General features: G+C 68.6%; 21 protein-coding genes. 15 read left to right on the top strand and 6 right to left on the bottom strand.

The features are described 5' to 3' along the window. The first annotated feature begins 71 nt into the window (after positions 1-71). Together AAC691_RS07220 and AAC691_RS07215 are read left to right on the top strand one after the other, a co-directional pair. Positions 72-620 (top strand): hypothetical protein, encoded by a 549-nt coding sequence (locus tag AAC691_RS07220; RefSeq protein WP_342629513.1) that lies wholly within the window; start codon positions 72-74, stop codon positions 618-620. Continuing rightward, positions 617-1,087, top strand: coding sequence for a hypothetical protein (locus AAC691_RS07215; protein WP_342629512.1), 471 nt, complete (start codon positions 617-619; stop codon positions 1,085-1,087). Before AAC691_RS07220 ends, AAC691_RS07215 begins: the two co-directional genes overlap by 4 nt. A gap of 42 nt (positions 1,088-1,129) precedes the next feature. On the opposite strand, the gene hydA is transcribed toward AAC691_RS07215, so the two are convergent. The 6 genes from hydA to AAC691_RS07185 all read right to left on the bottom strand — a co-directional run bounded on the left by hydA (position 1,130) and on the right by AAC691_RS07185 (position 7,170). Continuing rightward, on the bottom strand, positions 1,130-2,536 hold the full coding sequence (gene hydA / locus AAC691_RS07210; RefSeq protein WP_342629511.1) for a dihydropyrimidinase: 1,407 nt from the start codon (positions 2,534-2,536) through the stop codon (positions 1,130-1,132). Between the two features lie 161 nt (positions 2,537-2,697). Then, positions 2,698-3,351, bottom strand: a complete 654-nt coding sequence (locus AAC691_RS07205; protein WP_317135270.1) for a GntR family transcriptional regulator — start codon at positions 3,349-3,351, stop codon at positions 2,698-2,700. Further along, the gene (locus AAC691_RS07200) at positions 3,344-4,291 is read right to left on the bottom strand and encodes a dihydrodipicolinate synthase family protein (protein WP_342629510.1); all 948 of its coding nucleotides are present in this window, start codon (positions 4,289-4,291) and stop codon (positions 3,344-3,346) included. Before AAC691_RS07200 ends, AAC691_RS07205 begins: the two co-directional genes overlap by 8 nt. Further along, the gene (locus AAC691_RS07195) at positions 4,288-5,448 is read right to left on the bottom strand and encodes an FAD-dependent oxidoreductase (RefSeq protein ID WP_342629509.1); all 1,161 of its coding nucleotides are present in this window, start codon (positions 5,446-5,448) and stop codon (positions 4,288-4,290) included. Before AAC691_RS07195 ends, AAC691_RS07200 begins: the two co-directional genes overlap by 4 nt. Then, on the bottom strand, positions 5,445-6,902 hold the full coding sequence (locus AAC691_RS07190) for an FAD/NAD(P)-binding oxidoreductase (RefSeq protein WP_342629508.1): 1,458 nt from the start codon (positions 6,900-6,902) through the stop codon (positions 5,445-5,447). Before AAC691_RS07190 ends, AAC691_RS07195 begins: the two co-directional genes overlap by 4 nt. Then, positions 6,889-7,170, bottom strand: a complete 282-nt coding sequence (locus AAC691_RS07185; protein ID WP_342629507.1) for a (2Fe-2S)-binding protein — start codon at positions 7,168-7,170, stop codon at positions 6,889-6,891. The genes AAC691_RS07190 and AAC691_RS07185 overlap by 14 nt, the downstream gene beginning before the upstream one ends. A 103-nt stretch (positions 7,171-7,273) precedes the next feature. Between AAC691_RS07185 and AAC691_RS07180 the strand changes: the two genes are divergently transcribed. The 13 genes from AAC691_RS07180 to AAC691_RS07120 all read left to right on the top strand — a co-directional run bounded on the left by AAC691_RS07180 (position 7,274) and on the right by AAC691_RS07120 (position 22,673). After that, a complete protein-coding gene (locus tag AAC691_RS07180) occupies positions 7,274-8,107 on the top strand; it encodes a transporter substrate-binding domain-containing protein (protein ID WP_342629506.1) in 834 nt (277 codons plus the stop codon). Further along, entirely contained in the window at positions 8,104-8,763 is a 660-nt protein-coding gene (locus tag AAC691_RS07175) for an amino acid ABC transporter permease (RefSeq protein ID WP_342629505.1), read from the top strand. Before AAC691_RS07180 ends, AAC691_RS07175 begins: the two co-directional genes overlap by 4 nt. Beyond that, entirely contained in the window at positions 8,760-9,413 is a 654-nt protein-coding gene (locus AAC691_RS07170) for an amino acid ABC transporter permease (protein ID WP_342629504.1), read from the top strand. The genes AAC691_RS07175 and AAC691_RS07170 overlap by 4 nt, the downstream gene beginning before the upstream one ends. After that, entirely contained in the window at positions 9,400-10,122 is a 723-nt protein-coding gene (locus AAC691_RS07165; protein ID WP_342629503.1) for an ATP-binding cassette domain-containing protein, read from the top strand. Before AAC691_RS07170 ends, AAC691_RS07165 begins: the two co-directional genes overlap by 14 nt. 139 nt (positions 10,123-10,261) lie before the next feature. After that, positions 10,262-11,149 (top strand): dihydrodipicolinate synthase family protein, encoded by an 888-nt coding sequence (locus tag AAC691_RS07160; RefSeq protein WP_342629502.1) that lies wholly within the window; start codon positions 10,262-10,264, stop codon positions 11,147-11,149. Continuing rightward, on the top strand, positions 11,146-12,021 hold the full coding sequence (locus AAC691_RS07155) for a transporter substrate-binding domain-containing protein (protein ID WP_342629501.1): 876 nt from the start codon (positions 11,146-11,148) through the stop codon (positions 12,019-12,021). The genes AAC691_RS07160 and AAC691_RS07155 overlap by 4 nt, the downstream gene beginning before the upstream one ends. A 17-nt stretch (positions 12,022-12,038) precedes the next feature. Further along, positions 12,039-12,770 (top strand): amino acid ABC transporter permease, encoded by a 732-nt coding sequence (locus tag AAC691_RS07150; RefSeq protein WP_342629500.1) that lies wholly within the window; start codon positions 12,039-12,041, stop codon positions 12,768-12,770. Beyond that, complete coding sequence (locus AAC691_RS07145) at positions 12,770-15,652, top strand: FAD-dependent oxidoreductase (protein WP_342629499.1); 2,883 nt, start codon at positions 12,770-12,772, stop codon at positions 15,650-15,652. The genes AAC691_RS07150 and AAC691_RS07145 overlap by 1 nt, the downstream gene beginning before the upstream one ends. Further along, on the top strand, positions 15,649-16,371 hold the full coding sequence (locus AAC691_RS07140; protein WP_323991826.1) for an amino acid ABC transporter ATP-binding protein: 723 nt from the start codon (positions 15,649-15,651) through the stop codon (positions 16,369-16,371). Before AAC691_RS07145 ends, AAC691_RS07140 begins: the two co-directional genes overlap by 4 nt. Positions 16,372-16,558: 187 nt before the next feature. Next, positions 16,559-17,818 carry an ArgE/DapE family deacylase gene (locus AAC691_RS07135; RefSeq protein WP_323991825.1) on the top strand — a complete coding sequence of 420 codons (1,260 nt, stop codon included), beginning with the start codon at positions 16,559-16,561 and terminating at the stop codon, positions 17,816-17,818. A 116-nt stretch (positions 17,819-17,934) separates the two neighbouring features. Beyond that, positions 17,935-20,484: a TonB-dependent receptor gene (locus AAC691_RS07130; RefSeq protein WP_342629498.1), complete on the top strand. Its 2,550-nt coding sequence runs from the start codon at positions 17,935-17,937 to the stop codon at positions 20,482-20,484. A 62-nt stretch (positions 20,485-20,546) separates the two neighbouring features. Then, positions 20,547-21,767 (top strand): alanine--glyoxylate aminotransferase family protein, encoded by a 1,221-nt coding sequence (locus tag AAC691_RS07125; protein WP_342630165.1) that lies wholly within the window; start codon positions 20,547-20,549, stop codon positions 21,765-21,767. A 117-nt stretch (positions 21,768-21,884) separates the two neighbouring features. After that, on the top strand, positions 21,885-22,673 hold the full coding sequence (locus AAC691_RS07120) for a damage-inducible protein (RefSeq protein ID WP_342629497.1): 789 nt from the start codon (positions 21,885-21,887) through the stop codon (positions 22,671-22,673). Positions 22,674-22,681 lie beyond the last annotated feature (8 nt).

Below are 22,681 nucleotides of genomic sequence, written 5' to 3'. Positions count from 1 at the left end.
TCCTTATTGCAATTGAGAGTCATTCTTAATATTGAGGTCGAGAAGCAAGGCACCCGCAAAGGAGCAGGCCGATGACCATCACGCTCGCATATGATCCGTTCGCCAACGAGGCTGCCGCCAAAACCGTCGGTGCGGTCCGGCATGCTTTCCATGGGTCGCGGACCTGCCTCCTGTCGGAGCGGAAAATCACCGTCTGGGAGAGCGAGCTGGCAGTGATCGGCGCGCGCTTCCGCAGCGCTCATGCGGCAATGCTGGAATGGCAGGGCGCGGGGCTGGTCGTGGCGCAACCTGGCGCAGTCGAAACCACGCGCCATGAGCGTCGCCTGCTGCAGGCGACGGGCGCGGCGCAGGATGAAGAGGACGGGCTGGTGGATAATTTCCTGTGCAAGCTTGCCCCTCATCCGCGCGTGCGCACGGTCCTGGCGCAAGCCGTCACGACGCTGGCGAGCAGTCTTGCGGGGTGCGGACACTGGCTGTCGGCGCCGCCGCTGCCGGCCCCGGCCTTGCGCCTCATGCGTCTGCGCGGCGCCGATCCGGCCGGTCTGACGGTCGCCTGGCCGGTTTCGGACAATAGGGGTGTCAGATGGGCGGGGGATGCCCGGTGCGGCGTGCCGTCATGACGGGATCCGGCACAACTGCCCATAAGGCCGATCTGCCCGAGCTGGAACGGACCGTGCTCTGGTGCATCCGGGCCTGGATCACCAGCCTGTCCAACCACCCCGATCATGCGGACCGAATCCAGGCCATCTTCGAACGGCTCGGGTCGGACGGGCTCGCTCTCCAGCAATGGGAGGCGCATCAGGAAGCCTTTGATATCCTGACGCATCTTATGACGGACGTCGCCGCGCTGGATGCATGCGACCATCTCGCGCGGCCGGCGCTTGCGTTCTCGGCGGCGGCCACAGGCTCACGCACTATCGGAATGATGCCTATAGCTGCTCCATTCGGTTCGAAGATCAGGAAACTGGAAGTTCCGCAAAGCGGATTCGAATGCAAGCTGATGTGCGCTTACGCTGTCCGTCAACGTGGCATCGATATCAAAAACAATAATGTTTCTTTTTCTCGTCGAAACAATCCTCGATTATGATCAGATGGTATCAACAAGAAAGAGGGATCTCGTTTTATTGCGTCAATCGTTGGCAGGATGCGCTGTGGGGTGTTCGGGGCGAAGAAAACGGCCTGCCGTTGGCGCGCGGAGCAACTGGCCGTGCTGGACCGCGACTGCGCCGCGCGCCATGACCATGACGGGCCAGCCCGTGACGTGAAGGCCTTCATAGGGCGTATAGTCGATATTGCCCTGGAACAAATCGTTGGTGATCCTGACCTGTCGTGCCGGGTCCCACAGCACCAGGTCCGCGTCGCTGCCCGGGGCGATCGTGCCCTTGCGGGGATAGAGGCCGTAGCGCCGGGCAGGCGCCGTCGCGGTCAGGCGTACGAAATCGGTCAAGCTGATTCGGCCGCTATTGACACCGGTATGGAACAGAACCGGCATACGTGTTCCAAGCCCCGGCATTCCATTCGGGATCAGGGAAAAATCCGCGTCGCGGCCATGGCGCGCCTTGCCGTTCGATCCTTCGAACGTGTAGCCGCAATGGTCGGACGAGACGATGCCGATCACGCCCTCGCGCAGATATTTCCACATGCCGTCCTGATCGGCCTGCGTCCGGAGCGGCGGGCTGCAGATATATTTCGATCCTTCGAAGCCGTCCCGCTTCAGATCGTTTTCCGTCAATGCAAGGTAATGCGGGCAGGTTTCGGCGGAAACCTTGACGCCGCGGTGGCGGGCGCGCGCAATCTCCTCCGCGACCTCGGGGCAGGAGACGTGAAAGATCTGGATGGGATGGTCCACCAGTTCGCCCAGGGCCATGGCGCGATAGGTTGCCTCGCGCTCCAGTCCGGGTGGACGGGAGGTGGCATGGGCATGGGCGTCGGTCCGTCCGGCCGCAAGGTGGGCGTCGATCACGTGACGGATCGCGTCGTAATTCTCGCAATGTACCGAAACGATCAGGCCGCCGGCCTTCGCCGCGTCGAGAACGCGCAGGAACTGTCCGTCCGTGAGGTGGAAATCGTCATAGGTCATGAAGACCTTCAGCCCCGCGGCGCCCTGGCGGGCGATTTCGGGAATATCCTGTTCGATCGTGCCGGCATCGGTGCGGGTGACGATCTGGTGGATGGCGAAATCGACGCGCGAACGGCCTCCGCGCCGGCGGTAGGCCTCGAATTGCTCGACCATGCCGCGTCCGGGCACATGCGAGGCGAAACATACCACGCTTGTCGTCCCGCCCAGCAGGGCGGACGCGCTGGCGGACGCGAAATCGTCCTCGTGAACGGTACCGTCGGCCTCTTCCTGCTCGATATGGCAATGGCCGTCGATGCCGCCGGGCATGACCAGCAGACCGGTGGCGTCAATGACCTGGCGCCCGGACAGGCCTTGCCCGATCGTGCTGATCGTCTCGCCGGTGATGCCGATATCGGCGGTGAAGACATCGCCGGCCGTCACGATGGTGCCGTTGCGGATGACCACGTCGAAAGTCATGAGAAGGCTCCTGGCATTGGAAAGTCGGGGCAGGACACTGGATCAGGATCAGGACACTAGAGCCATATCCGTTCACACCGGTTCACGGATATGGCTCTAGCTTATTGTTTTGGGCGAGCATCTTTATCCGACCGGATGCGCCCATCCGGTCGGATGATGCTCTAGCCGCCGCGAAGAATGTCCATGCAGTCCGTCGCGACGTTGCGCAGATGGGTCAGCATGGCGGTCCTGGTGGCTTCGGCATCGCCTTCCAGCAGCATGTCGAGGATGGCCAGATGCTCGACGGTCGAGGCCGGTACGCGCCCCAGCGGATAGGTGACCTCGCACAGGCGCGTCAGCGTCCGCAGCTCGTCTATGGTCTTGGTCAGGACGATGTTGCCCGAGGCGCGGGCGAACATCAGATGGATCTGGTCATCCAGTTGCCAATGCGCGGCCGTCTGGTCGGGGCATTCCCCCAGGGCGATGACCTTGCCGCGCAGATCGACGATACGGCTGCGGTCGATCTTCCCGAAGGCCAGGTGGATCGCCTCGCTTTCCAGGACCTCGCGGATATGCATGCTCTGGAAGAACTCGGCGGCCGAGACGCGGCGGACGGCGAACGAGCGTGATCCCTGCTTGGTCAGAAGCCCCTCGGCGGCCAGGCGCATCAGGGCTTCGCGGACCGGGGTGCGGGAAATTTCGAGATGGTCGGCCAGCCGCCCCTCGACGACCGACATGCCGCCGGGCAGTTCCCGTTCCAGGATCATGCGCCGTATCTGCCCGTAGGCCAGTTCGGCCAGATTGAGTTCGCGTTCGGCTACCATGCTGTCAGTCACATTCCAGTTCCATTGCCAGCGCGCATTCTAGTGCCTGCGACAATTCCCGCCATTCCTGTTCGGACAGGACGTCCGCGGCCTTCTTCGTGCGGCAGGAGGACCATTTCTTGCGCATGACCAGGCAGGCCTTCAGGCGCAGCGTGGCCCGGCCGGCGGGCGGGCGGCCGTAAATCAGGTTCGCCAGGGGCTGGATGGCGGCATGAATCCGGCGGGCGGTGCCGAGGTCCCCGGCCTGGACGGCGGCCCACAATCTGCCGATGCTGCCGGGCAGGATGGCCGCGAGGCTGACGAGGCTGCCGGTCGTCCCGATGGCGAAGCAGGGCAGCAGATGCTCGTCGCCCGAGGCCATGACCTCGACATGGGGCGCCACGCGCGCCGCCAGCGTGCGGTGGCGGTCATAGGCGTTGGTCTCCCAGCTTCCTTCCTTGACCGCCACGATCCGGGGCAGCCGCAGCAATTGTTCCAGGATGGGCAGGGAATAGGCCATGCCGCCGCTGCCGACCGAGGACTGGTAGAGCATGACCGGCGCGTCCACGGCATCGCAGATGGCGCGGTGATGGGCGACGATCGCCTCGGCATCCTGCGAGACGGCCCAGGAGAAGGGAGGAAAGACCAGAAGGGCGTCCGCCCCCGCCGCGACCGCGTCCCGGGCATGCCGGCAGGCTTCGGCGACGTCCTCGGACAGCACCCCCGAGACGATGATCTTCTCCGCGCCGATCGCGCGCCGGGCGGTCTCGACGACGAGACGTTTCTCTTCGCGGTCCAGCAGGTGGTTCTCTCCGGCATGGCCGTTGCAGAGGATTCCCACGATGTCCGGCGTGGACGTGCAGTCCTTCAGGTGCCGGGCCAGGCCGGGCGCGTCGATGGTCCCGTCCTCGCGCAGGGGGAGCAGCGTCGCGGCGTAGACGCCCCGGAAGGGGGTCGCGGAAGCAGGGATCATGGCGTGTGTTCCGGAAGGCTGGGCGAGGGGGAAAACCGGCGGGGATCGAATGCGCCCAGGTCGGGCGCGCCGCCAAGGATGCGTTCGGCCAGCAGGCGGCCCATATACGGGCCGCTGGTGAAGCCGGAATGGACGCATCCGATCACGAACGCGTCGTCGCGGGCGGTCAGGGCGCCGATCAGCGGCATGGCATCGGGCGTTTCGGATTCGAGGCCGAGCCACACCCGCAGGATCTGCGCCTGGGCCAGGCGCGGAACGACATGCTGCGCCAGGCGCAGATTGCCGCGCAGGTTCTCGGGAATGACGCGGGTGCCGCCTTCATGGATATTGCCCTCGCCCTGCCATCCGCCGCCGATCAGGACGCTGCCGTTCGCGAATTGCTTGAGCGACAGCAGGCCGTTGGCGATGCTGACGACGCTGCCCATGACGCGCGGCATCGTTTCGGTCACGGCGAGCTGGTTGACCAGGCACCGGATGGGGATGGCGTGGCCGAACCAGCCCAGCATCTTCTCCAGCCACACGCCGCCCGCCAGCACGATGCGCCTGGCAGCCAGCGGGCGCGCATGTCCCGCGCAGTGGACGGCATATCCGCCGGCCGCGCCGTCCGGGACGATCGCCTCGACCGCGCGGTGCGCGAACAGCATCACGCCCGCCTGGGCCAGCGCCTGCGCATAGGCCCGCCCGACGCGGTAGGCGGGGATGTGCCCGTCCAGCGCGCAATAGGCCGCGGCCCGGACCGAGGGGTTGAGGCCGGGTTCGATCGCCGCGGCGCGAGACGGCGGGACGATGTCGATCGGCGCGCCCGCCTGCCGCCGGATCCGCGCGCGGGCGCGCAGCAAATCCTCCTCGGCTTCCGTGAAGGCCAGGGACAGGCCCGGGGCGGCCAGCGCGCCGACATCCGCCCCCAGCCAGTCCCGGCTGGCCAGCCACATTTCGCGGCCGCGCATGGCATGGGGGATCAGTTGCGCGCGCGTCATATGCAGGGTCAGCGTGCCGGCATTGACGCCGGACGCGGCCCGGAACAGGTCCTGCCGGTCCAGAAGGGCGACGCGCATGCCCCCGCGCGCCAGGAACAGCGCGGTGGTCGCGCCCATGACGCCGCCGCCGATGACCGCGACGTCCACGGAGCCGTCGGGCCAGTCCTGAAGCGCGGTCACAGCGGGGCAGCCTTCGGCAGCGGTATGTCCGAATAGGCGAACGTGCCGGTCAGCGCCGCGAGGGGCAGGGGAAAGAAGGGCATCCGGGGCGTAAAGCTGCCGGCCTCTTCGGGCGGCAGGCCGCACGACGCGGCCAGCAGGCCACGCGCGCCGTCCTCGCACATGCGGCCCTGGCACGGGCCCATGCCGCAGCGGGTCCAGGCCTTGAGCTGGTTGAGGTCGCGCGCGCCCGCGGCCACGGCCGCACGCAGCGCCGCCGCCTCCACCCGCTCGCAGCGGCAGACGATGGCGTCGTCCGCGATGGCGCGGGACAGCGATGCGGAGGCGTTGAGAAGCGGCAGCATCCTGCGCGACACATGCTCCTGCCGGCGCAGCAGCATGCGCGGCCGGCGCGTCAGGGACGCGAAATCCCGCTCGGCGATGGCCCCCTGGTCCAGCGCGACGGCGTGGCCGGTGATCAGGCCCCGCAGCCGGGCGACTGCCGCCCCGCGAATGCCCGCGGCGTCTCCGGTCGCATAGAGGCCCGTCCGGCTGGTGCGGCCCGACGGGTCCGTTTCCGGCTCCCAATAGCCGCCGGCCGCATCGAAGCGGTGACGCGCGCCCAGGGTGCGGGTCAGCAGGGTTGCGGGCTTCAGGCCGTGACCGCAGGCCACGGAATCCGCGCCGTAGTGGCGGACCGGCGTTCCCTGCCGTCCGGTCCCCGCGACCGTGCCCGCAATCGTGCCCGAAATCGTGATGGACAGTCCGTCTTCCTCCGGATGGACGGCGGCGATGCGGGCCTGATGATGGATCGGGATTCCGGCCAGGCGCAGGCGGGTCATCCACTGCGCGGCCAGGCGCAGGCGTGCCGGGTCCCATGCCAGGGTGGCGGCCAGCCGCAGCCAGTCGCCGCGCCGCCCCGAATCGATGACGGCCACGACCCGGCCGCCCAGTTCCATCACCTGATGGGCGACGGAAAAGAGCAGCGGCCCGGCGCCCGCGACGACGACGCGCCGGCCGGGCAGCGTCCCGCCGTTGCGCATCAGGATGCTGGCGCCCGCCAGCCCGATGACGCGCGGATCGGTCCAGCCCGGGAAGGGCAGGAAGCGTTCCGTCGCGCCATTCGCCACGACCAGGGCCCGGGCGCCGATCCGGTCGATCCCGTCCGGGCCGAGCAGGTCCAGTTCCATTCCGGGCGACGCGCCCCAGGCGCCCCAGACGCGGGTGGAAAAGCGTGTCCGGACGCTGGAGGCCGCCAGCAGGGCGCGCAGGCGGTCGCCGCCGGAAAATTCGTGATTGGGCGGCACATGCCGCCGCGCGTACGGCGTCGGCGCGCGATAGATCTGCCCCCCGGCCTGCGGCTGCTCGTCGACCAGGGTGACGGGCAGGCCGTGGCGGCTGATGGCCAGGGCCGCGGTCGCGCCGGCCACGCCGCCGCCGACCACGACCACGCCGCCGCGCTCAGGACGCGACATAGGGCGTGACCGTCATGTCCGGCCGCACCGGGGTGCTGCAGGCATAGGACAGGATGCCGTCGATCAGCACGCGGCATTCCTGGCAACTGCCCATGAAGCAGAAGGCGCCGCGCGGCGCGCCGTCGCGCGGGGAGGTGCCCAGGGCCACGATTCCCGCACGCCGCAGCACGGCGGCAAGAGGCTCGCCCTCGGCCCCCTGCACCGCGCGGCCTTCGAAGACGAAGCGGACGGAACGGCCTTCGTTTTCGCACGGGATCGGTTCGGGCAAGAAACTCTTCCTTGAAAGGGTTTTTGATCGTATACAGAGCGTATATGTTCATTAGAGCAGTGCCGCGGGGATCGCAATATCCAAGATGAGGAAAGCCCGAGACTTGAAACGGCGCGCGATTTGCATGGTCCTGGCCGCGACCGTCCTGCCGGCCCCGGCCGTGTTCGCCGGCCCGGCGGCCCGGGCGCGCGCGCTTGCCGACATCCGCGCCGGCGGCCATCTGAATATCGGCGTCAATCCGGCCCTTCCGCCGCTGGCGGACTACGATTCCCGTAATGCGCTCGAAGGATTCGACGTCGATGTCGGGACCGTGCTCGCGGCGCGCCTGGGGGTGGCGCCGCGTTTCGTCCCGGTTTCGTCGAGCGGGCGGATTCCCTATCTGATGGCCGGCAAGGTGGACGTGGTGCTGGGCGGCCTGACCCGCACGCCCGAGCGCGCGGCCGCCATCGCGTTTTCCACGCCGCTCTATGCCGAAACGTTCGCCATCGTCGCGCCGGCGGCGGCGCGGGTGCGCGGGTTCGACGACCTGGTGTCCGGCCGTGTCCGGATGGTCGAGGTCCGGGGCTCCACGGCGGTGGCGTTCCTGCGCGCGCACGCGCCGCGGGCGCCGGTCCTGCTGCTGGGCAGCTATCCGGACGCGGTGCGTGCCCTGGCGCAGGGGCGGGGCGACGCGATGGTGGACGTCATCGAATATGTCGGGCGCTTCCTGGCCGCCGAGCCCCAGGCCGACTGGACGATCCTGCGCGGCTTCGCCCCCGCCGCCGGCGCGGATTGCGTGGGGGTGGCCCAGTCCGACGCGGACCTGCTGCGCCAGGTCGACGCCACGCTGGCCGCCATGAGGCGGGACGGGACGATCGGGCGCATCTATCGCCGCTGGTTCGGCGTGCCCCCGGCGGCCCCAACGGGAACGGCGGAGACGACGGAGACGGCGCCATGACGGCGCTGCATTTCCAGCCGGTCCTGCAGCGCCTGCCGTTCCTGCTGGGGGGCGCCGCGACGACCGTCCTGCTGTCCGTCGCGTCCTTCGCCGCCGGCCTGGTCCTGGCCGCCGGCCTGGCGGTCCTGCGCGCGGAAGGGCGGGGGGCGGGACGGCGGCTCGGCATGGCCTACAGCACGATCATGACCAATACGCCGCAGCTTTCGCAGATCTTCGCGATCTTCTACTGCCTGCCGCTGCTGGGGGTCATGGTCTCGCCGTTCGCATCGGTCTTCATCGGCATGGCGCTGAATGCGGCGGCCTATCTCGCCGATATCCTGGCTGCGGGGCTGGGGCGGGTTCCGCCGCTCTATCACGACGCGGCGGCGGCGCTGGGGCTGACGCGCCGGCAGGCCTATCTGCGCGTCCTCTTTCCCCATGCGCTGCAGACGATGGCGCCGGCATTGGCCAATCATTTCCAGATCATGATCCTGGGCAGTTCGATGGCGTCCATCTTCGGGGTCGAGGACCTGACCGGCCGCGCCTACGACGTCGGCGCGACCACCTTCCGTATCCTCGAGGTGATGCTGGTGGCCGGGGCGCTGTACGCCCTGCTGTCCGTCGCCCTGACGGGAGCGTTCGCGCTGGGGCGCAGGATGTTCGAGGGCGCGGCATGATCGCCTTTTCCCACTATGACGTCGCGCTGCTGTCGCGCGCCCTGTGGATGACGCTGGTCCTGTCCGTCGCGGGCGGCGTGGCCGGCCTGGCCGGCGGGGTCGCGCTGGCCTGCCTGCGGATGGCGCGCGGACGGCTTCTCGCCCCCCTGCGCTGGCTGGCCGCGGGCTATGTGCAGGTGGTGCGGCGCGTCCCGTTCATCGTGACGCTGTATATCGTGTTCTTCCTGACGGGCATGGCCGGGCTGGACGTGTCGGGAACGACCGTGGCGCTCTGGGCCATCGGGCTGATCGCGGCGGGATATATCGCCGAGATCGTCCATGGCGGTCTCAATTCCGTTCCGGCCGACCAGATCGAGGCCGCCGTCACGCTCAACCTGCCCCTGCTGGCGCGCTGGCGCTACGTGATCGTGCCGCGGGCGTTGCCGGTGATCGTGCCGCCGGCCGTCGGCTATCTGGTGCTGTTCATCAAGGATACGGCCCTGGCGTCGCAGGTCGGCGTCCTGGAACTGAATCAGGCGGGGGTCATTCTCTCGAACCGCGGGCTGCCGACGGTGCAGGTCTTTCTGGCCGTGCTGGGCCTGTATTTCGCCATTTCCTATCCGCTGACCCGCCTCAGCCGCATGCTGGAGAAACGCCTTGCCATATCTTGACCTGCGGGGCGTGACGGTTCGCCATGGCGCGCACGACATCCTGCGCGATGTCGGGCTGCAGGTCGGGCGGGGCGAGATCGTCAGCCTGATCGGGCCGTCCGGTTCGGGGAAAAGCACGCTGCTGCGGGCGCTGATCGGGTTGCAGCCGGTCGTCGGCGGGTCGCTGACGCTGGATGGCGCGGTGATCGATATGACCGCCGCTTCGGCCGGCTGCGCCTTGCGCGCCCATGCGGCGATCGTGTTCCAGCAATTCGGCCTGTTCGACCATATGTCGGTCCTGCGCAACCTGACGCTGGCGCCGACCGTCGTCGCCGGGCGCTCCCGCGCCGAGGCCGGGGAGGCGGCGCGCCGGCTGCTGCGGACGCTGGGTCTGGCGGACAAGGCCGATACCCTGCCGTCGCGGCTTTCGGGCGGCCAGAAACAGCGCGTGGCGATCGCGCGCGCGCTTATGACCCGGCCCCGCCTGCTGCTGCTGGACGAGCCGACGTCGGCCCTCGATCCCCGCCTGGTGTCTGAGGTGACGGCCCTGCTGCGGGACCTGGCGCGTGGCGGCATGACGATCATCCAGGTCTCGCACGGGATGGACGCCGTCGCCGCCCTGTCCGACCGCATCGTGCTGCTGGAAGAGGGACAGGTCCGCGCCGTCGGCGCCGGGCCGCAGGCCGCGGCCGAGCCCCTGATCGCCGCTTTCATGAACGCCCATGGCTAGAGCATCATCCGATCAGATGGAATCATCTGATCGGATAAAGATGCTCGCCAAAACAATGATCTAGAGCCGTATCCGTGAACCAGTGTGAATGGATACGACTCTAGGCCGCCGCGCCGCCAGCCTAGCAAAGGAAAATATCGTGGAATTCCGAGGAACGTACACCGTCATGATCACGCCCTTCGACGGGCGGGGGCGCGTCGACGTGGCGGCGCTGCGGCGCTTCACCGACTGGCAGATCGCGCAGGGCATCCGCGGGCTGATCCCCCTGGGCTCGACGGGCGAGTTCCTGTCCCTGACCGACGACGAGCGCGCGCTGGTGGCCGAAACGGTGATCGGGCAGGCCGGGGGGCGGGTTCCGGTTTTCATCGGAACGGGCGCCGAGAATACGGATGACGTCATCCGCTACAGCCGCCAGGCCGAGGCGCTGGGCGCGGACGGCGTGATGATCATCCCGCCTTTCTATTCGACGCCGACCGATGACGAATTGTTCGTCCATTATCGCCGCGTTTCGGATGCGATCGGCCTGCCGATCATGCTCTACAACAATCCGGCGACCGCCAACGTGGACCTGCTGCCCGAGCTGGTGGCGCGGCTGAGCGCGATCGAGAATTGCCGCCTGATCAAGGAATCCACCATGGATGTCACGCGGGTGCGGGACATCATCCGCCTGTGCGGCGACCGGATGGCCGTGTTCGGCGGCATCATGGGTTTCGAAAGCTTCCTGGAGGGCGCCGTGGGGTGGGTCGCCGTGGCCTCGAACGTCGCGCCCGGCGCCATGAGCCGGATCTTCGAACTGTGCGACGGTTTTCGCGATATCGGCGCGGCGCGCGAGATCTATCGGCGCCACGTGCCGCTGATCCGCTTCGTGGGCGGCGGCGGCTATGTCGCGGGCACGAAGGCGCTGCTGAAGCATATGGGGCTCGATGTGGGGATGCCCCGTCCGCCGCGCCTGCCGCTGCCGCCCGCACAGGATGCGCAGGCGCTTGAGATCGTGCGCGATCTCGACTTGCGTTTCACCGGGGCATGAAGGCGGCGCGATCCGCCCGTGCCCGCGCCTGGATGGCGGTGCCGCTGCTGGCGGCGATCGCCCCCTGCCGCGCGGCCCCCTGCTGCGCGGCATCGTGTCCCGCGGTGCCCGGCCTTATCGCGCCGGGCCTCATCGCGCCGGGCCGCCTGACGATGGCGACGAATCCGACCCTTCCGCCGCTGCAATATATGAGCGTGGACGGAAAGCTGTCGGGCATGCGGATCGTGCTGGGGCGGGAGATCGCGCGCAGGCTCTGCCTGGAACCCGCCTTCCTCTCCACGTCCTTCGCCCAGTTGACGCTGGGCCTGCTGGAGCGGCGGTGGGACGTCATCGATACCGGCATGTTCTACACCCGCCAGCGGGCGACGCTGATGGAGATGGTGCCTTATGAAATCCAGGCCATCAGCGTCAGCGTGGCGGACGACGCGCCCATCGCCGTTCGCGGCGTCGGCGACCTGGCCGGCCGGTCGGTCGGCGTCGAGATGGGCGGGATCGAGGAACGCCATGCCCGCGACATCGACCGGACCCTGCGGGCGGCCGGAAAGCCCGGCCTGGACATCAAGACGTTCCAGAATGTCGGCATCGCCTTCGCGGCATTGCGCGCGCACCAGGTGTTCGCCGTCTTCTCGATCGACGCCGTGGCGAGGCGCGGCGCGGCGCAGGGCGGCGTGCGCCAGGACCTGCGCGGCCTCTACCCGACGCCCGTGGCGCTGGCCCTGCGCGACGCCGCGCTGGCCGACCGGGTCGCCGCGGTCCTGAACGCGATGAAGGACGACGGCACGCTCGCGCGGATCATGGCGCCCTATGGCGTCTCCCCGCTTCCCGGCAGGATCGAGGCGTCCGGCCCGGGCCGCCTCTCCGACCGCTACTGAACGACAGGGTATCCGACATGCAGGTCTGGAACTGGCACGGGTTCTTCACCTATCTTACCAGCCCCTATATCTTTCGCGGCGCGCTGGTCACGTTGTGGATGACCTTCGCGGCAATGGTGTTCGGCTGTCTTCTCGGGCTGGCGCTGGCGGTCATGAAACGGTCGCGGCGGCGCGTGCTGTCGGTTCCGGCGCGGTTCTATGTCTGGCTGTTCCGCGGCACGCCGCTGCTGGTGCAGTTGGTCGTGATCTATGCCGGGCTTCCGAAACTGGATATCCGGCTCAGCGTCACGGCCTGCGCGGTGATCGGCCTCAGCCTCAACGAGGCCGCCTATCTGGCCGAAATCATCCGGGCCGGGCTGAACGCCGTGCCGCCGGGCCAGATCGCCGCCGCGCGCGCGCTGGGCATGGATGAATGGCAGATTTCCAGCCGCATCGCGTTCCCGCAGGCCTTTCGCCTGATTATTCCGCCGCTGGGCAATTCGGTGAACGGCCTTCTGAAGACGACCAGCGTGACCTCGGTCATCTCGATGGAAGAGCTGATGCAGCGCAGCCAGATCCTGGTACAGGACCAGTTCATGGTGCTCGAACTCTTCTCGGTCGCCGCGCTGTATTATCTTTTCATGACCACGGCGTGGGATTTCCTGCAGCGCCATATCGAGCGCCATGCCGAACGGCCGTACCGCCGCCTGTCCGCGCCCGGTTCGGCCGACCTGCCGGATCTGGCCGCCGCCAGCCGGGACGCGCGGTGATGGGCGACGCAATCGCCTTCCGTTTCGAAGGGCGCACCCTGACGGCCCGGCCGGGGCAGAGCGTGACGGCCGCGCTGCTGGCGCAGGGTGTCGTCGCCCATCGCACGGCGCGCGACGGCACGCGGCGCGGGCCGCTCTGCGGGATCGGCGCCTGCCACGAATGCCTGCTGGAGATCGATGGCCGGCTGTCCCAGCGCGGCTGCATGACGGCGGTGCGCGCGGGCATGGAGGTCCGGCGCGCCGGGGCCCTGCCGGATGCCGGGGCCGCCGCGCCGCTGGGCAACATGCCCGACGCGATCGGCGTGGAGCGGTGCGACGTGCTGGTCGTCGGGGGCGGGCCGGCCGGGATCGTGGCGGCCCGCCTGATGGCGGCCGGGGGACTGGACGTGCTGCTGGTGGATGAGCGGCACGGGCCCGGCGGGCAATATTTCAAGCAGGATGCGGTCGGGACCCGCCCCCCCGACGCGCAGGCGCGCGACGGACGGGACGCGATCGCGGCGCTGAAGGACAGCGGTGCGCGGATCTGGACCGATACGCTGGTCTGGGGGGCTTTCCGCGAAGGGGTGGAGCTGCGCGTCGGCGTTCTTCGGCGGGGGCGGGTCGGCTATGTCATTCCCCGTCACGTCGTGATCGCGACCGGGGCGCAGGAGGCGCCGCGTCCGCGCCCCGGCTGGACGTTGCCCGGCGTCATGACGACCGGCGCGGCGCAGACCATGCTGCGGGCCTATGACAGTCCCCTGCCGGGCAGGATCGTGATCGCGGGGAACGGGCCGTTGAACCTGCAACTGGCCGACGAACTCGCCAAACGGGGTGCTGCGGTCGCGGCGTTGGTCGAGGCCGCCCCGCCCCCCTGGACGCGGCCCGCGCTGGCCGCCCGCCTGACCGCCGCCGGCCCGTCGCTCGCCGCGACGGGGGGACGGCATTTGTCCCGGCTGCGGGTTGCCGGCGTGCCCGTGCTCTGGAGCAGCCGCCTGGTCCGTATCGAAGGGGCGGGGCAGGCACAGGCCGCGATCGTCGCCGGACCGGACGGGCGCGAGCGCCGCCTGGACGCGGAGACCGTGTGCCTGGGGGACGGTTTCGTGCCGGCCAACGAACTGGCGCGTCTTCTCGGCTGCAGGCATCACGTGTCCGGCTGGCCCGTGCCGCATCCCGAGGCGGGGCGGACGGCGGACGGGGGGACCGACCGGGCGGACGTCTCGATCATCGGCGAGGCCGGACGGTTCGGCGGCGCCGCCATCGCGCAGGCGCAGGGCGCGCTGTGCGCCGGGCGTCTTCTGGCCCTGTTCGGGAAGACGGTCCCGGTGGCGGCGGGCCGCGCGGCACGGCGGCGCTTCCGGCAGGGGCGACGCTTTCAGGATTTGCTCTGGCGTCTCTACGCGCCGGTCGCGGACCTGCCGGCGCCGGCGGACGACACGATACTCTGCCGTTGCGAGGCCCTGTCGGCCGGCGGGATCCGCCAGCATTGCGCCCGCGACGCGGTGCAGGACATCGCAACGCTGAAGCGGGCGACCCGGGCCGGGATGGGGCGATGCCAGGGGCGGTTCTGCCAGGCCGCGCTGGCCGCCCTGGTGCCCGCCCCGACCGGCGAGATGGATTTCGCCGCGCCGCAGATGCCCCTGCGCCCGATCCCGCTGGCCGCCCTGGCGGTGGAAAAGCCCGAATGGCGCGGGCACCGGCGTGTGGACATCCCGTCCGCCCTGGCGGGGCAGGGGGCCGTGCCCCTGGTTTCGGCCGGCGTCCAGGTGACGGACGTGGTCGTGATCGGCGGGGGAATCGTCGGGCTGTTCGCGGCGCTGTTCCTGGCGCAGGCCGGGCGCCGCGTCGTCGTGCTGGAACGCGGGCGCCCGGGCGCCCTGGCGTCGGGCGGCAATGCCGGCAGTCTTCATGCCCAGCTCATGGCCTTCGACGACAGCGCGGGGGCGGACGGTCCGTCGCTGCCGGCACGGACGCTCGCCCTGCAGCGGGATTCCATCCGGATGTGGCAGTCCATGGCGCCGTTCTTCGACCGCGACCTGGAGATCAGGATCTGCGGCGGCCTGGCCGTGGCCGAAAGCGAAGCCGACATGGCGCGCCTGCGGGCGAAGGTGGCCGTCGAGCAGTCGCTGGGCGTGGCGTCCCGCATGGTGGACAGCCGCGAATTGCGGGCGATCGAGCCGGCGCTGGGGGCCGGATTCCTCGGAGGCGCCCATTGCGCGGAGGAAGGCAAGATCAACCCGATGGCGGCCACGCTGGCGGTCATGGCGCGGGCCAGGGAGGCAGGCGTTGCGATCCGGCCCCTGACGCCCGTCACGGCGATCACGCGGGAGACCAACGGATTCCGGATCGTCGCGGGCGGACAGGCCTGGTCGGCGGGCGCGGTCGTGAACGCGGCCGGTGCCTATGCCGGCGAAATCGCCGGCCTGGTCGGCCGGCGCCTGCCGGTCTTCGGCGCGCCGCTGCAGATGATCGTGACCGAACCGGTGGCCCCGCTGGTCGGGTCGCTGCTGGCCCATGCCAGCCGCCATCTGACGCTCAAGCAGGCCGCCAACGGCACGCTGCTGATCGGCGGGGGCTGGAGCGCCGGGCTGGATGCGGTGCACCGCCATCCGCGGCCGGTGCGGGAGAGTCTGGAAGGCAATCTCTGGGTGGCCCGCAGGTTGATCCCGGCGTTGGGAAACGTGCACGTGGTGCGGAGCTGGGCGGCCATGAACATCGATATCGACGGGGCGCCGATCCTGGGCGAAAGCCCGGATGTCCCCGGATTCTACAACGCCGTCACGGCCAATGGCGTCACGCTGGCGCCGGCCATGGGGCGCGGCGTCGCCGACATGGTGCTCGGCACCGGGCGGCGCGCGGATCTCGACATCTTTTCCCCTCTGCGCTTTCAGGGAGGCTCGGCATGATCGTCCTGGACAACGTGACGAAATCCTATGGCGGCTTTCGTGTCCTCAATGGCTGCTCGGCGACCATCCGGCAGGGAGAGGTCGTCGTGGTCTGCGGGCCGTCGGGCTCGGGGAAATCGACGCTGATCAAATGCATCAACGCGCTCGAACCCTTCGAGGGCGGACAGATCACGGTCGACGGCATGGCCGTCCGTTCGCCGGATGTCAGCCTGCCGGCCCTGCGCGCGAAGGCGGGCATGGTGTTCCAGAGCTTCGAGCTGTTTTCCCACCTGACGATCCTGGACAATGTCATGCTGGCCCCGCGCCTGGTGCAGAAGCGCCCCGCCAGGATGGTGCGCGACGACGGCATGCGCCTGCTGGCGCGCGTCGGGCTGGCGCAGCATGCGATGAAATATCCGATCGCCCTGTCCGGCGGGCAGCAGCAGCGCGTGGCGATCGCGCGGGCCCTGGCGATGCGTCCCTCCATCATGCTGTTCGACGAGCCGACTTCGGCCCTGGATCCCGAGATGGTCGGCGAGGTCCTGGCCGTCATGGGCGAACTGGCGCGCGAGGGCATGACCATGATGTGCGTGACCCATGAAATGGGGTTTGCCCGCCAGGTCGCGGACCGGATCCTGTTCGTGGACCGGGGCGAGATCGTCGATGATTGTTCCTCGGTGGATTTCTTCGCGGGAAGGTGCGGCCCGCGCGCGCAGGCGTTCCTGAACAGCGTCTGCTGACCACGTCCCCGGGCCGGCAGTGGCACGCAAAGGGGGGCATCCAAAATGGGACACACAAAAACGGTGCTGCGTCATTGTTCCGCTTTACGACTGAATTCGTACGGTATACAAATCGAATATACAAAGAAGACCGTGACGCGGATCCGAGCGAAAGACCTGCCGATGCCTCAGACTGTGAGTTCAGACTGTGAGTGACGAAAAAATCCCGCGCGACGGGATCGAACATGTCGTCGATCGCGATTTCGATACGCTGCAGGTCGCCTTCCTGCGCGAACTGGTGCGTGTTCCCTCGGACAATCCCCCGGGGGATTGCGCGCTGCATGGCCGCTTTGCCGCCGATCACCTGCAGGAACTGGGATTCGCGGTCGAACGGCACGCGGTGCCGGCGGACGTCCTGGCGCGCAGCGGGCTGCGCAGCGTTATCAACCTGATCGTGCGCCGGCGTTTCGGAAGCGGGGACGGCCCCGTCATCGCCCTGAACGCCCATGGCGACGTGGTGCCGCCCGGCGGCGGATGGACGCACGATCCCTATGGGGGGGTGATCGAGGACGGTCGGCTGTATGGACGGGGTGCCGCGGTCTCGAAATCCGATTTCGCGACCTATGCCTTTGCCCTGCGGGCCCTGAACGCCCACGCCGCCGGCCTGCAGGGGCAGGTGGAGCTGCATTTCACCTATGACGAGGAAACGGGCGGAAGCGCGGGGCCGGGCTGGCTGCTGGACCAGGGGCTGACGCGGCCGGATTACGTCATCAGCGCCGGTTTCACCTATGGGGTGATGATCGCCCATAACGGCAGCCTTCAGCTCGACGTGGCGTTCACGGGAAAATCCGCGCATTCCGCGTGGCCCGGCACGGGCTGCGACGCCATCCAGGCGGCCTGCCGTGTGATGGCGGCGCTGTATGCCCACCGGGAGGAACTGGCGCTTCGGACGTCTCCGGTTCCCGGTATCGACGCGCCCACCCTGGTGATCGGCACCATGGGCGGCGGCGTGGCGGCGAACGTCGTGCCGGAACAGGCCGCCTTTCGGGTGGAGCGGCGGATCCTGCCGCACGAGAATCCGGAAGAGGTGGAGCGCGAACTGCGCGACATCATCGCCCGGGCCGCGACGGTCGACGGCGTGACCTGCGCCGTGCGCCGCCATCTTCTGGCGCTTCCCCTGGTGCCCGAGGCCCGCCAGGCCCCTCTGGTCGCCGCGCTGCAGGACGCGGCCGAAGCCGTCATCGGCGAGCGGATCCCGGCGCAGGGCATGGCCCTGTTCACCGATGCCCGCCTCTACAGCAATGCCGGATGCCCGACCGTCCTGTACGGCGCGGGGCCGCGCCGCCTTCAGGATGCCAACGGCCACAGGGCGGACGAACACGTGGTCCTGGAAGACATGCGCCGGGCGACGAAAGTGGTGGCGCTGGCCCTGTGGCGGCTGCTGAGCCGCCAGGGGCTTACGCCGTAACGAACAACGAAACGAACAACGATCTGAAAACATCCTTCTGCGGACGGCGCCGCATTGAACCGGTGCCCTCCGCCTGGAACGCGGGTCCCCCACCGGGGCGGACCGATGGAGCCGACATGAACATCAGAAAGCTTGCGCTTTTTTCGACCATTCTGTCCTTCGGACTCTGGAACGGGGCGGCCGTCGCGGCGACTGCCGATGCGACCCGGTCCGCGCAGGCGTCCAAAAGGCAGGCACCCAGGAAACCGGCGCACGCGAAAAAGCCCGGACCGGCCCCGGTGCATTTCGCCGGCGGCGAGGAAGCCGTGATCGTGACCGGAACGCACGCGTCGCACCGGCAGGCGCGCCAGAGCACCAGCCCGATCACGGTTATTTCCGCCGCGACGCTGCGCCGGTCGGGCATGCTGAACCTCTCGGACGCCCTGACCCGGACCTATCCGTCGATCAATGTCAGCACGATGGGCAATGACGCGGGCGCACTGACGGCCGCCATCCGCATGCGCGGCCTGAACCCGAACGAGGTCCTGGTCCTGGTCGACGGCAAGCGTCGCCACACGACGGCGAACATCAATGCCGACGCAGGGCCGAATTTCGGATCGACGCCGGTCGATCTGAACATGATCCCCTCCAACATGATCGACCATATCGAGGTAATGGAGGACGGGGCCGCGGCGATGTACGGGTCCGACGCGATCGCGGGCGTGGTGAACATCATCACCAAGAAGCGCGATCACGGCCTGGACATCAGCACCCAGACCGGCGCGAATGCCTATAACGGCGACGGCTGGCAGTATCAGCTCAATGCCGATGGGGGCTTCAGGCTGGGCGATGACGGCTATATGCATATCGCCGCCCAGACCTATCATACCGACCATTTCGTGACGGACACGGTCGATCATCGCCTGTCGGGATACACGCCGCCCGGCGTGGCGAACGAGCTGTATACGGGATCTCTGAACGTTCCCAAAAATTCGAACAAGATCATGAGCACGCCGGAGGAGACGCGCGAGAATCTCGGCATCGATTTCGGCAAGTCGATTACGGACGACGTCCAGTTCTACGGGCAGGTCACCTATGCGCATCGCCATGCCGAGGCGTATGAGAATTATCGCCTGCCGTCGGGCACCAGCGCCAGCAATCCCGAACTCTTTCCCTACGGGTACTCGCCGCTCGAGACGATCGACGAGAACGACTATGCCGCCACGCTGGGCCTGAAGGGGAGCCATGTCTTCGGCTTCGACTGGGACCTGAGTTCGACCTGGGGCGAGGATCTGGACAAGGTCTCCACCCGGCATACGACCAACCCCAACATGTACGCGGCGACCGGCTATACGCCGACGACCGTCCGCAATGAGAATTTCCGCCTGGCGCAATGGACGAACAACCTGGATTTCAGAAGAAATTTCAAGATCTTCAACACGGTGCCGATGACGCTGGCCTTCGGCGGCGAGCAGCGGTTGGAACAATATACCGTGCTTGCGGGCGAACCCGCGTCCTATGAATATGGCGGCACGTCCGCCCTGGCGGGCCTGACGCCGCAGGATGCGGGGAAATGGAACCGCGACATCTGGGCCGCCTATCTGGACGGGGATTTCCATCCCACGCGGAAATGGGACCTCGATTTCGCCGGGCGTTTCGAACATTACACGGACGTGGGCAACACCGAGAACGGCAAGGTCTCGACGCGCTATGATTTCACCCGCCGCGTCGGGGTGCGTGCGACCATCAGCAACGGCTTCCGCGCCCCGACCATGGCCGAGCAGCATTACAGCGCGATCAATGTCGGTCCGACATCCGTGCTGGGGCTGCTGCCCGTCTCGTCGCCGGAAGCGGCGGCGACCGGCGCCTCGCCGCTGAAGCCGGAACGGTCCACCAGCGCCAGCGGCGGCATCGTCCTTGAACCGGTCAATGGATTCCATGTCGAGGCCGACGTCTACCAGATCAATATCCGCGACCGCGTGGTGCAGGGCGGCAACGTCACCGGCCCGGCGGCCGTCTCGGCGCTCGAGCAGATGGGGGTCTCGCTGCCGGCGCTGACCCAGCAGTCCGAGAACGCCGTTCAGACCTACTACTTTACGAACGGCGCCAGCACCCGGACGCAGGGCCTGGATATCAAGGCGGATTACCTGGTGCATCTGCACCGCTACGGCAATCTGTCCCTGTCGATGGCGCTGGACCTGAACCGTACCCGCCTGACGCATAATGGCCTGTCCGGCACGGGATCGCCGCTTCTCAATGCGCAGAACATCGGTTACCTGACGACGGGTTTCCCGCGCAGCAAGCTCATCCTGAATGCCTACTGGACCGTCGGCGCGTGGGACGTCAATCTGCGCCAGACCCGCTATGGCGAAACGACCGACATGATGACCTATCAGGACTGGACGCCTTCGGCCGCGACGTGCCCGGGCGGTGGCCAGTTGGAACAGTCCAGCGTCTGCTTCGCGCAGTTCAAGAATACGCCGCGCTGGCTGACGGATCTGGAGGTCGGGTATCGGATCAGCCCGCGCTGGCACGTCGCGGTCGGGGCGAACAATATCTTCAACGTGCGTCCGCGCAAGCTTCCGGGCGAACTGAACCAGCTCGGCGGGAACCCGTACGATACGTTCTCGTCGCAAGTGCCGATGACCGGCGGATATTACTACGGGCGCGTCAATTTCACCCTGTAGGACTCAGGACGGGGCGAAGCCGCCCCCTTGCATTCAATCCTCCCATGGTAGGGAATGACATGATGTTCGGACAGATTGACCCGCCGCACCGGCTGCTGATGGGCCCGGGGCCGGTGAACGTGCATCCGCGGGTGCTGCGCGCGATGGCGGCGGACATGCTGGGGCAGTTCGACCCGGAGATGACGGGGTATATGAACCAGACGATGGCGCTGTATCGTCATGTGTTCATGACGGAAAACCGCTGGACCTTCCTGGTTGACGGCACGGCGCGGGCGGGGATCGAGGCGGCGCTGGTCTCGCTGGTCGAACCGGGGGCGCGGCTGCTGGTGCTGCGCGCCGGTCGCTTCGGCCTGCTGCTGTCGGAAATCGCCGGGCGCATCGGCGCCGACATCCGCACCCTCGACATCCCCTGGGGCGAAGTCGCGACCCGCGGGCAGATCGAGGCCGCGATCGTCGAGCACCAGCCGCAAATCTTCGCGGCCATCCACGGCGACACCTCCACCACCATGGCGCAGCCGCTGGACGGGGTGGGGGACATCTGCCGCCGCCACGGCGTGCTGTCCTATGTCGACGCCACCGCCACCTTGGGCGGCATGGCGGTGGCGACCGATGCCTGGGGGGTGGATGTGGTGACGGGCGGCCTGCAGAAATGCATGGGCGGCCCGCCGGGCTCGGCGCCGATCACGATCTCGGACCGCGCGGCGGCGCACATCATGGCCCGCCGCCATGTCGAGGCCGGGATCCGCACCGCCGGCAGCCGCGACGGCGCGCGGCCGCGCATCGGCTCGAACTATTTCGACCTGGCGATGGTCATGGATTACTGGTCCGAGCAGCGGCTGAACCACCATACCGAGGCGACCTCCATGCTCTATGCGGCGCGCGAGGCGGCGCGGATCATGGTGGAAGAGGGGCTGGAGGCCCGCTTCGCCCGGCACCGCGCGGCCGGGGCGGCGATGGGCGCCGGGCTGCGCGCCATGGGGCTGGCCCTGTATGGCCAGGACGCGCATCGCATGACCAACGTCACCGGCGTGCACATCCCCGATTGCATCGACGGCGAGGCGGTGCGCACCCGCATGCGCGCGGAATTCGAAATCGAGATCGGCACCGCCTTCGGCCCCCTGGCGGGGAAGATCTGGCGCATCGGCGCCATGGGCTACAACGCCATGAAGCACAAGGTGCTCATCACCCTCGCCGCACTCGAGGCCTCCCTTCGCGCCGAGGGCTTCTCCCTCCCGCAAGGCAATGCTGTCGACGCCGCGCGCGCGTCCTACGACAAGGGGTAGCCTTCAAGGCGGGACGCCGCGGATTGACTCCGCGGCTTGACTCCACGGTCCGATCAGGAACAAAAAGGGAACATGAACGCGCCCGGCCTTGTCCGGGAGCCCTGACGGACCCGCGACATGACGCAACCCGACACGCGCCCGGCACTGGAGGCGCTACGTGCGCAGATCAGCCGCCTCGAAGGCCGGTCGGGGCGCGAGCGCGCCGTGCTGCCCTTCGGCGTCGGGGAGATCGATCGCCGGCTGCCCGGCGGCGGGCTGGCGCTGGGCGCGCTGCATGAGGTCGCGGGCGGCGGCGCCGATGCCCTGCATTGTGCCGCCGCCGGGCAGTTCGCCGCCGGCATCGCCGCGCGCGCCACGGGCAAGGTGCTGTGGATCGTCACCCGTGCCGATCTGTTCGCCCCGGCCCTGCAGCAGGCCGGCCTGTCCAGTGCGCGGGTGATCTTCGTGGAGGCCGGCACCGATCGTGACGGGCTGGCCTGTTTCGAGGAAGGGCTGCGCCATGGCGGACCGGGGGCGGTGGTGGCGGACGTGGCGCGGCTGACCATGCCCGCCTCGCGCCGCCTGCAACTGGCCGCCGAGACATCCGGGGCGCTGGGCATCGCGATCCGCCGCTGGCGCCGCCAGGCGGACGCGGCGGATTTCGGCCAGCCGACGGCGGCGGTGACGCGCTGGCGGGTGTCGGTCCTGCCTTCCGGGCCGTTGCCGGTGCCCGGGGTAGGGCGGGGACGCTGGCTGCTGGAACTGATGCGGGCGCGGGCCGGCGAGTCCGCCGCTTTCGAAGTGGAGGCCTGCGATGAGCGGGGAAGACTGGCTTTGCCCGGGGCGGCGGATCGTCTCGCTGTACCTGCCGCTCTGGGCGACCGACCGGGTGCGGCGGCATCTGGGCGAGGCCGCGCTTCCGCATGATGTCCCGC

The organism is Nguyenibacter vanlangensis, assembly GCF_038719015.1.
GTDB lineage: Bacteria > Pseudomonadota > Alphaproteobacteria > Acetobacterales > Acetobacteraceae > Gluconacetobacter > Gluconacetobacter vanlangensis.
This window is presented reverse-complemented; position numbering and strand designations above follow the sequence as displayed.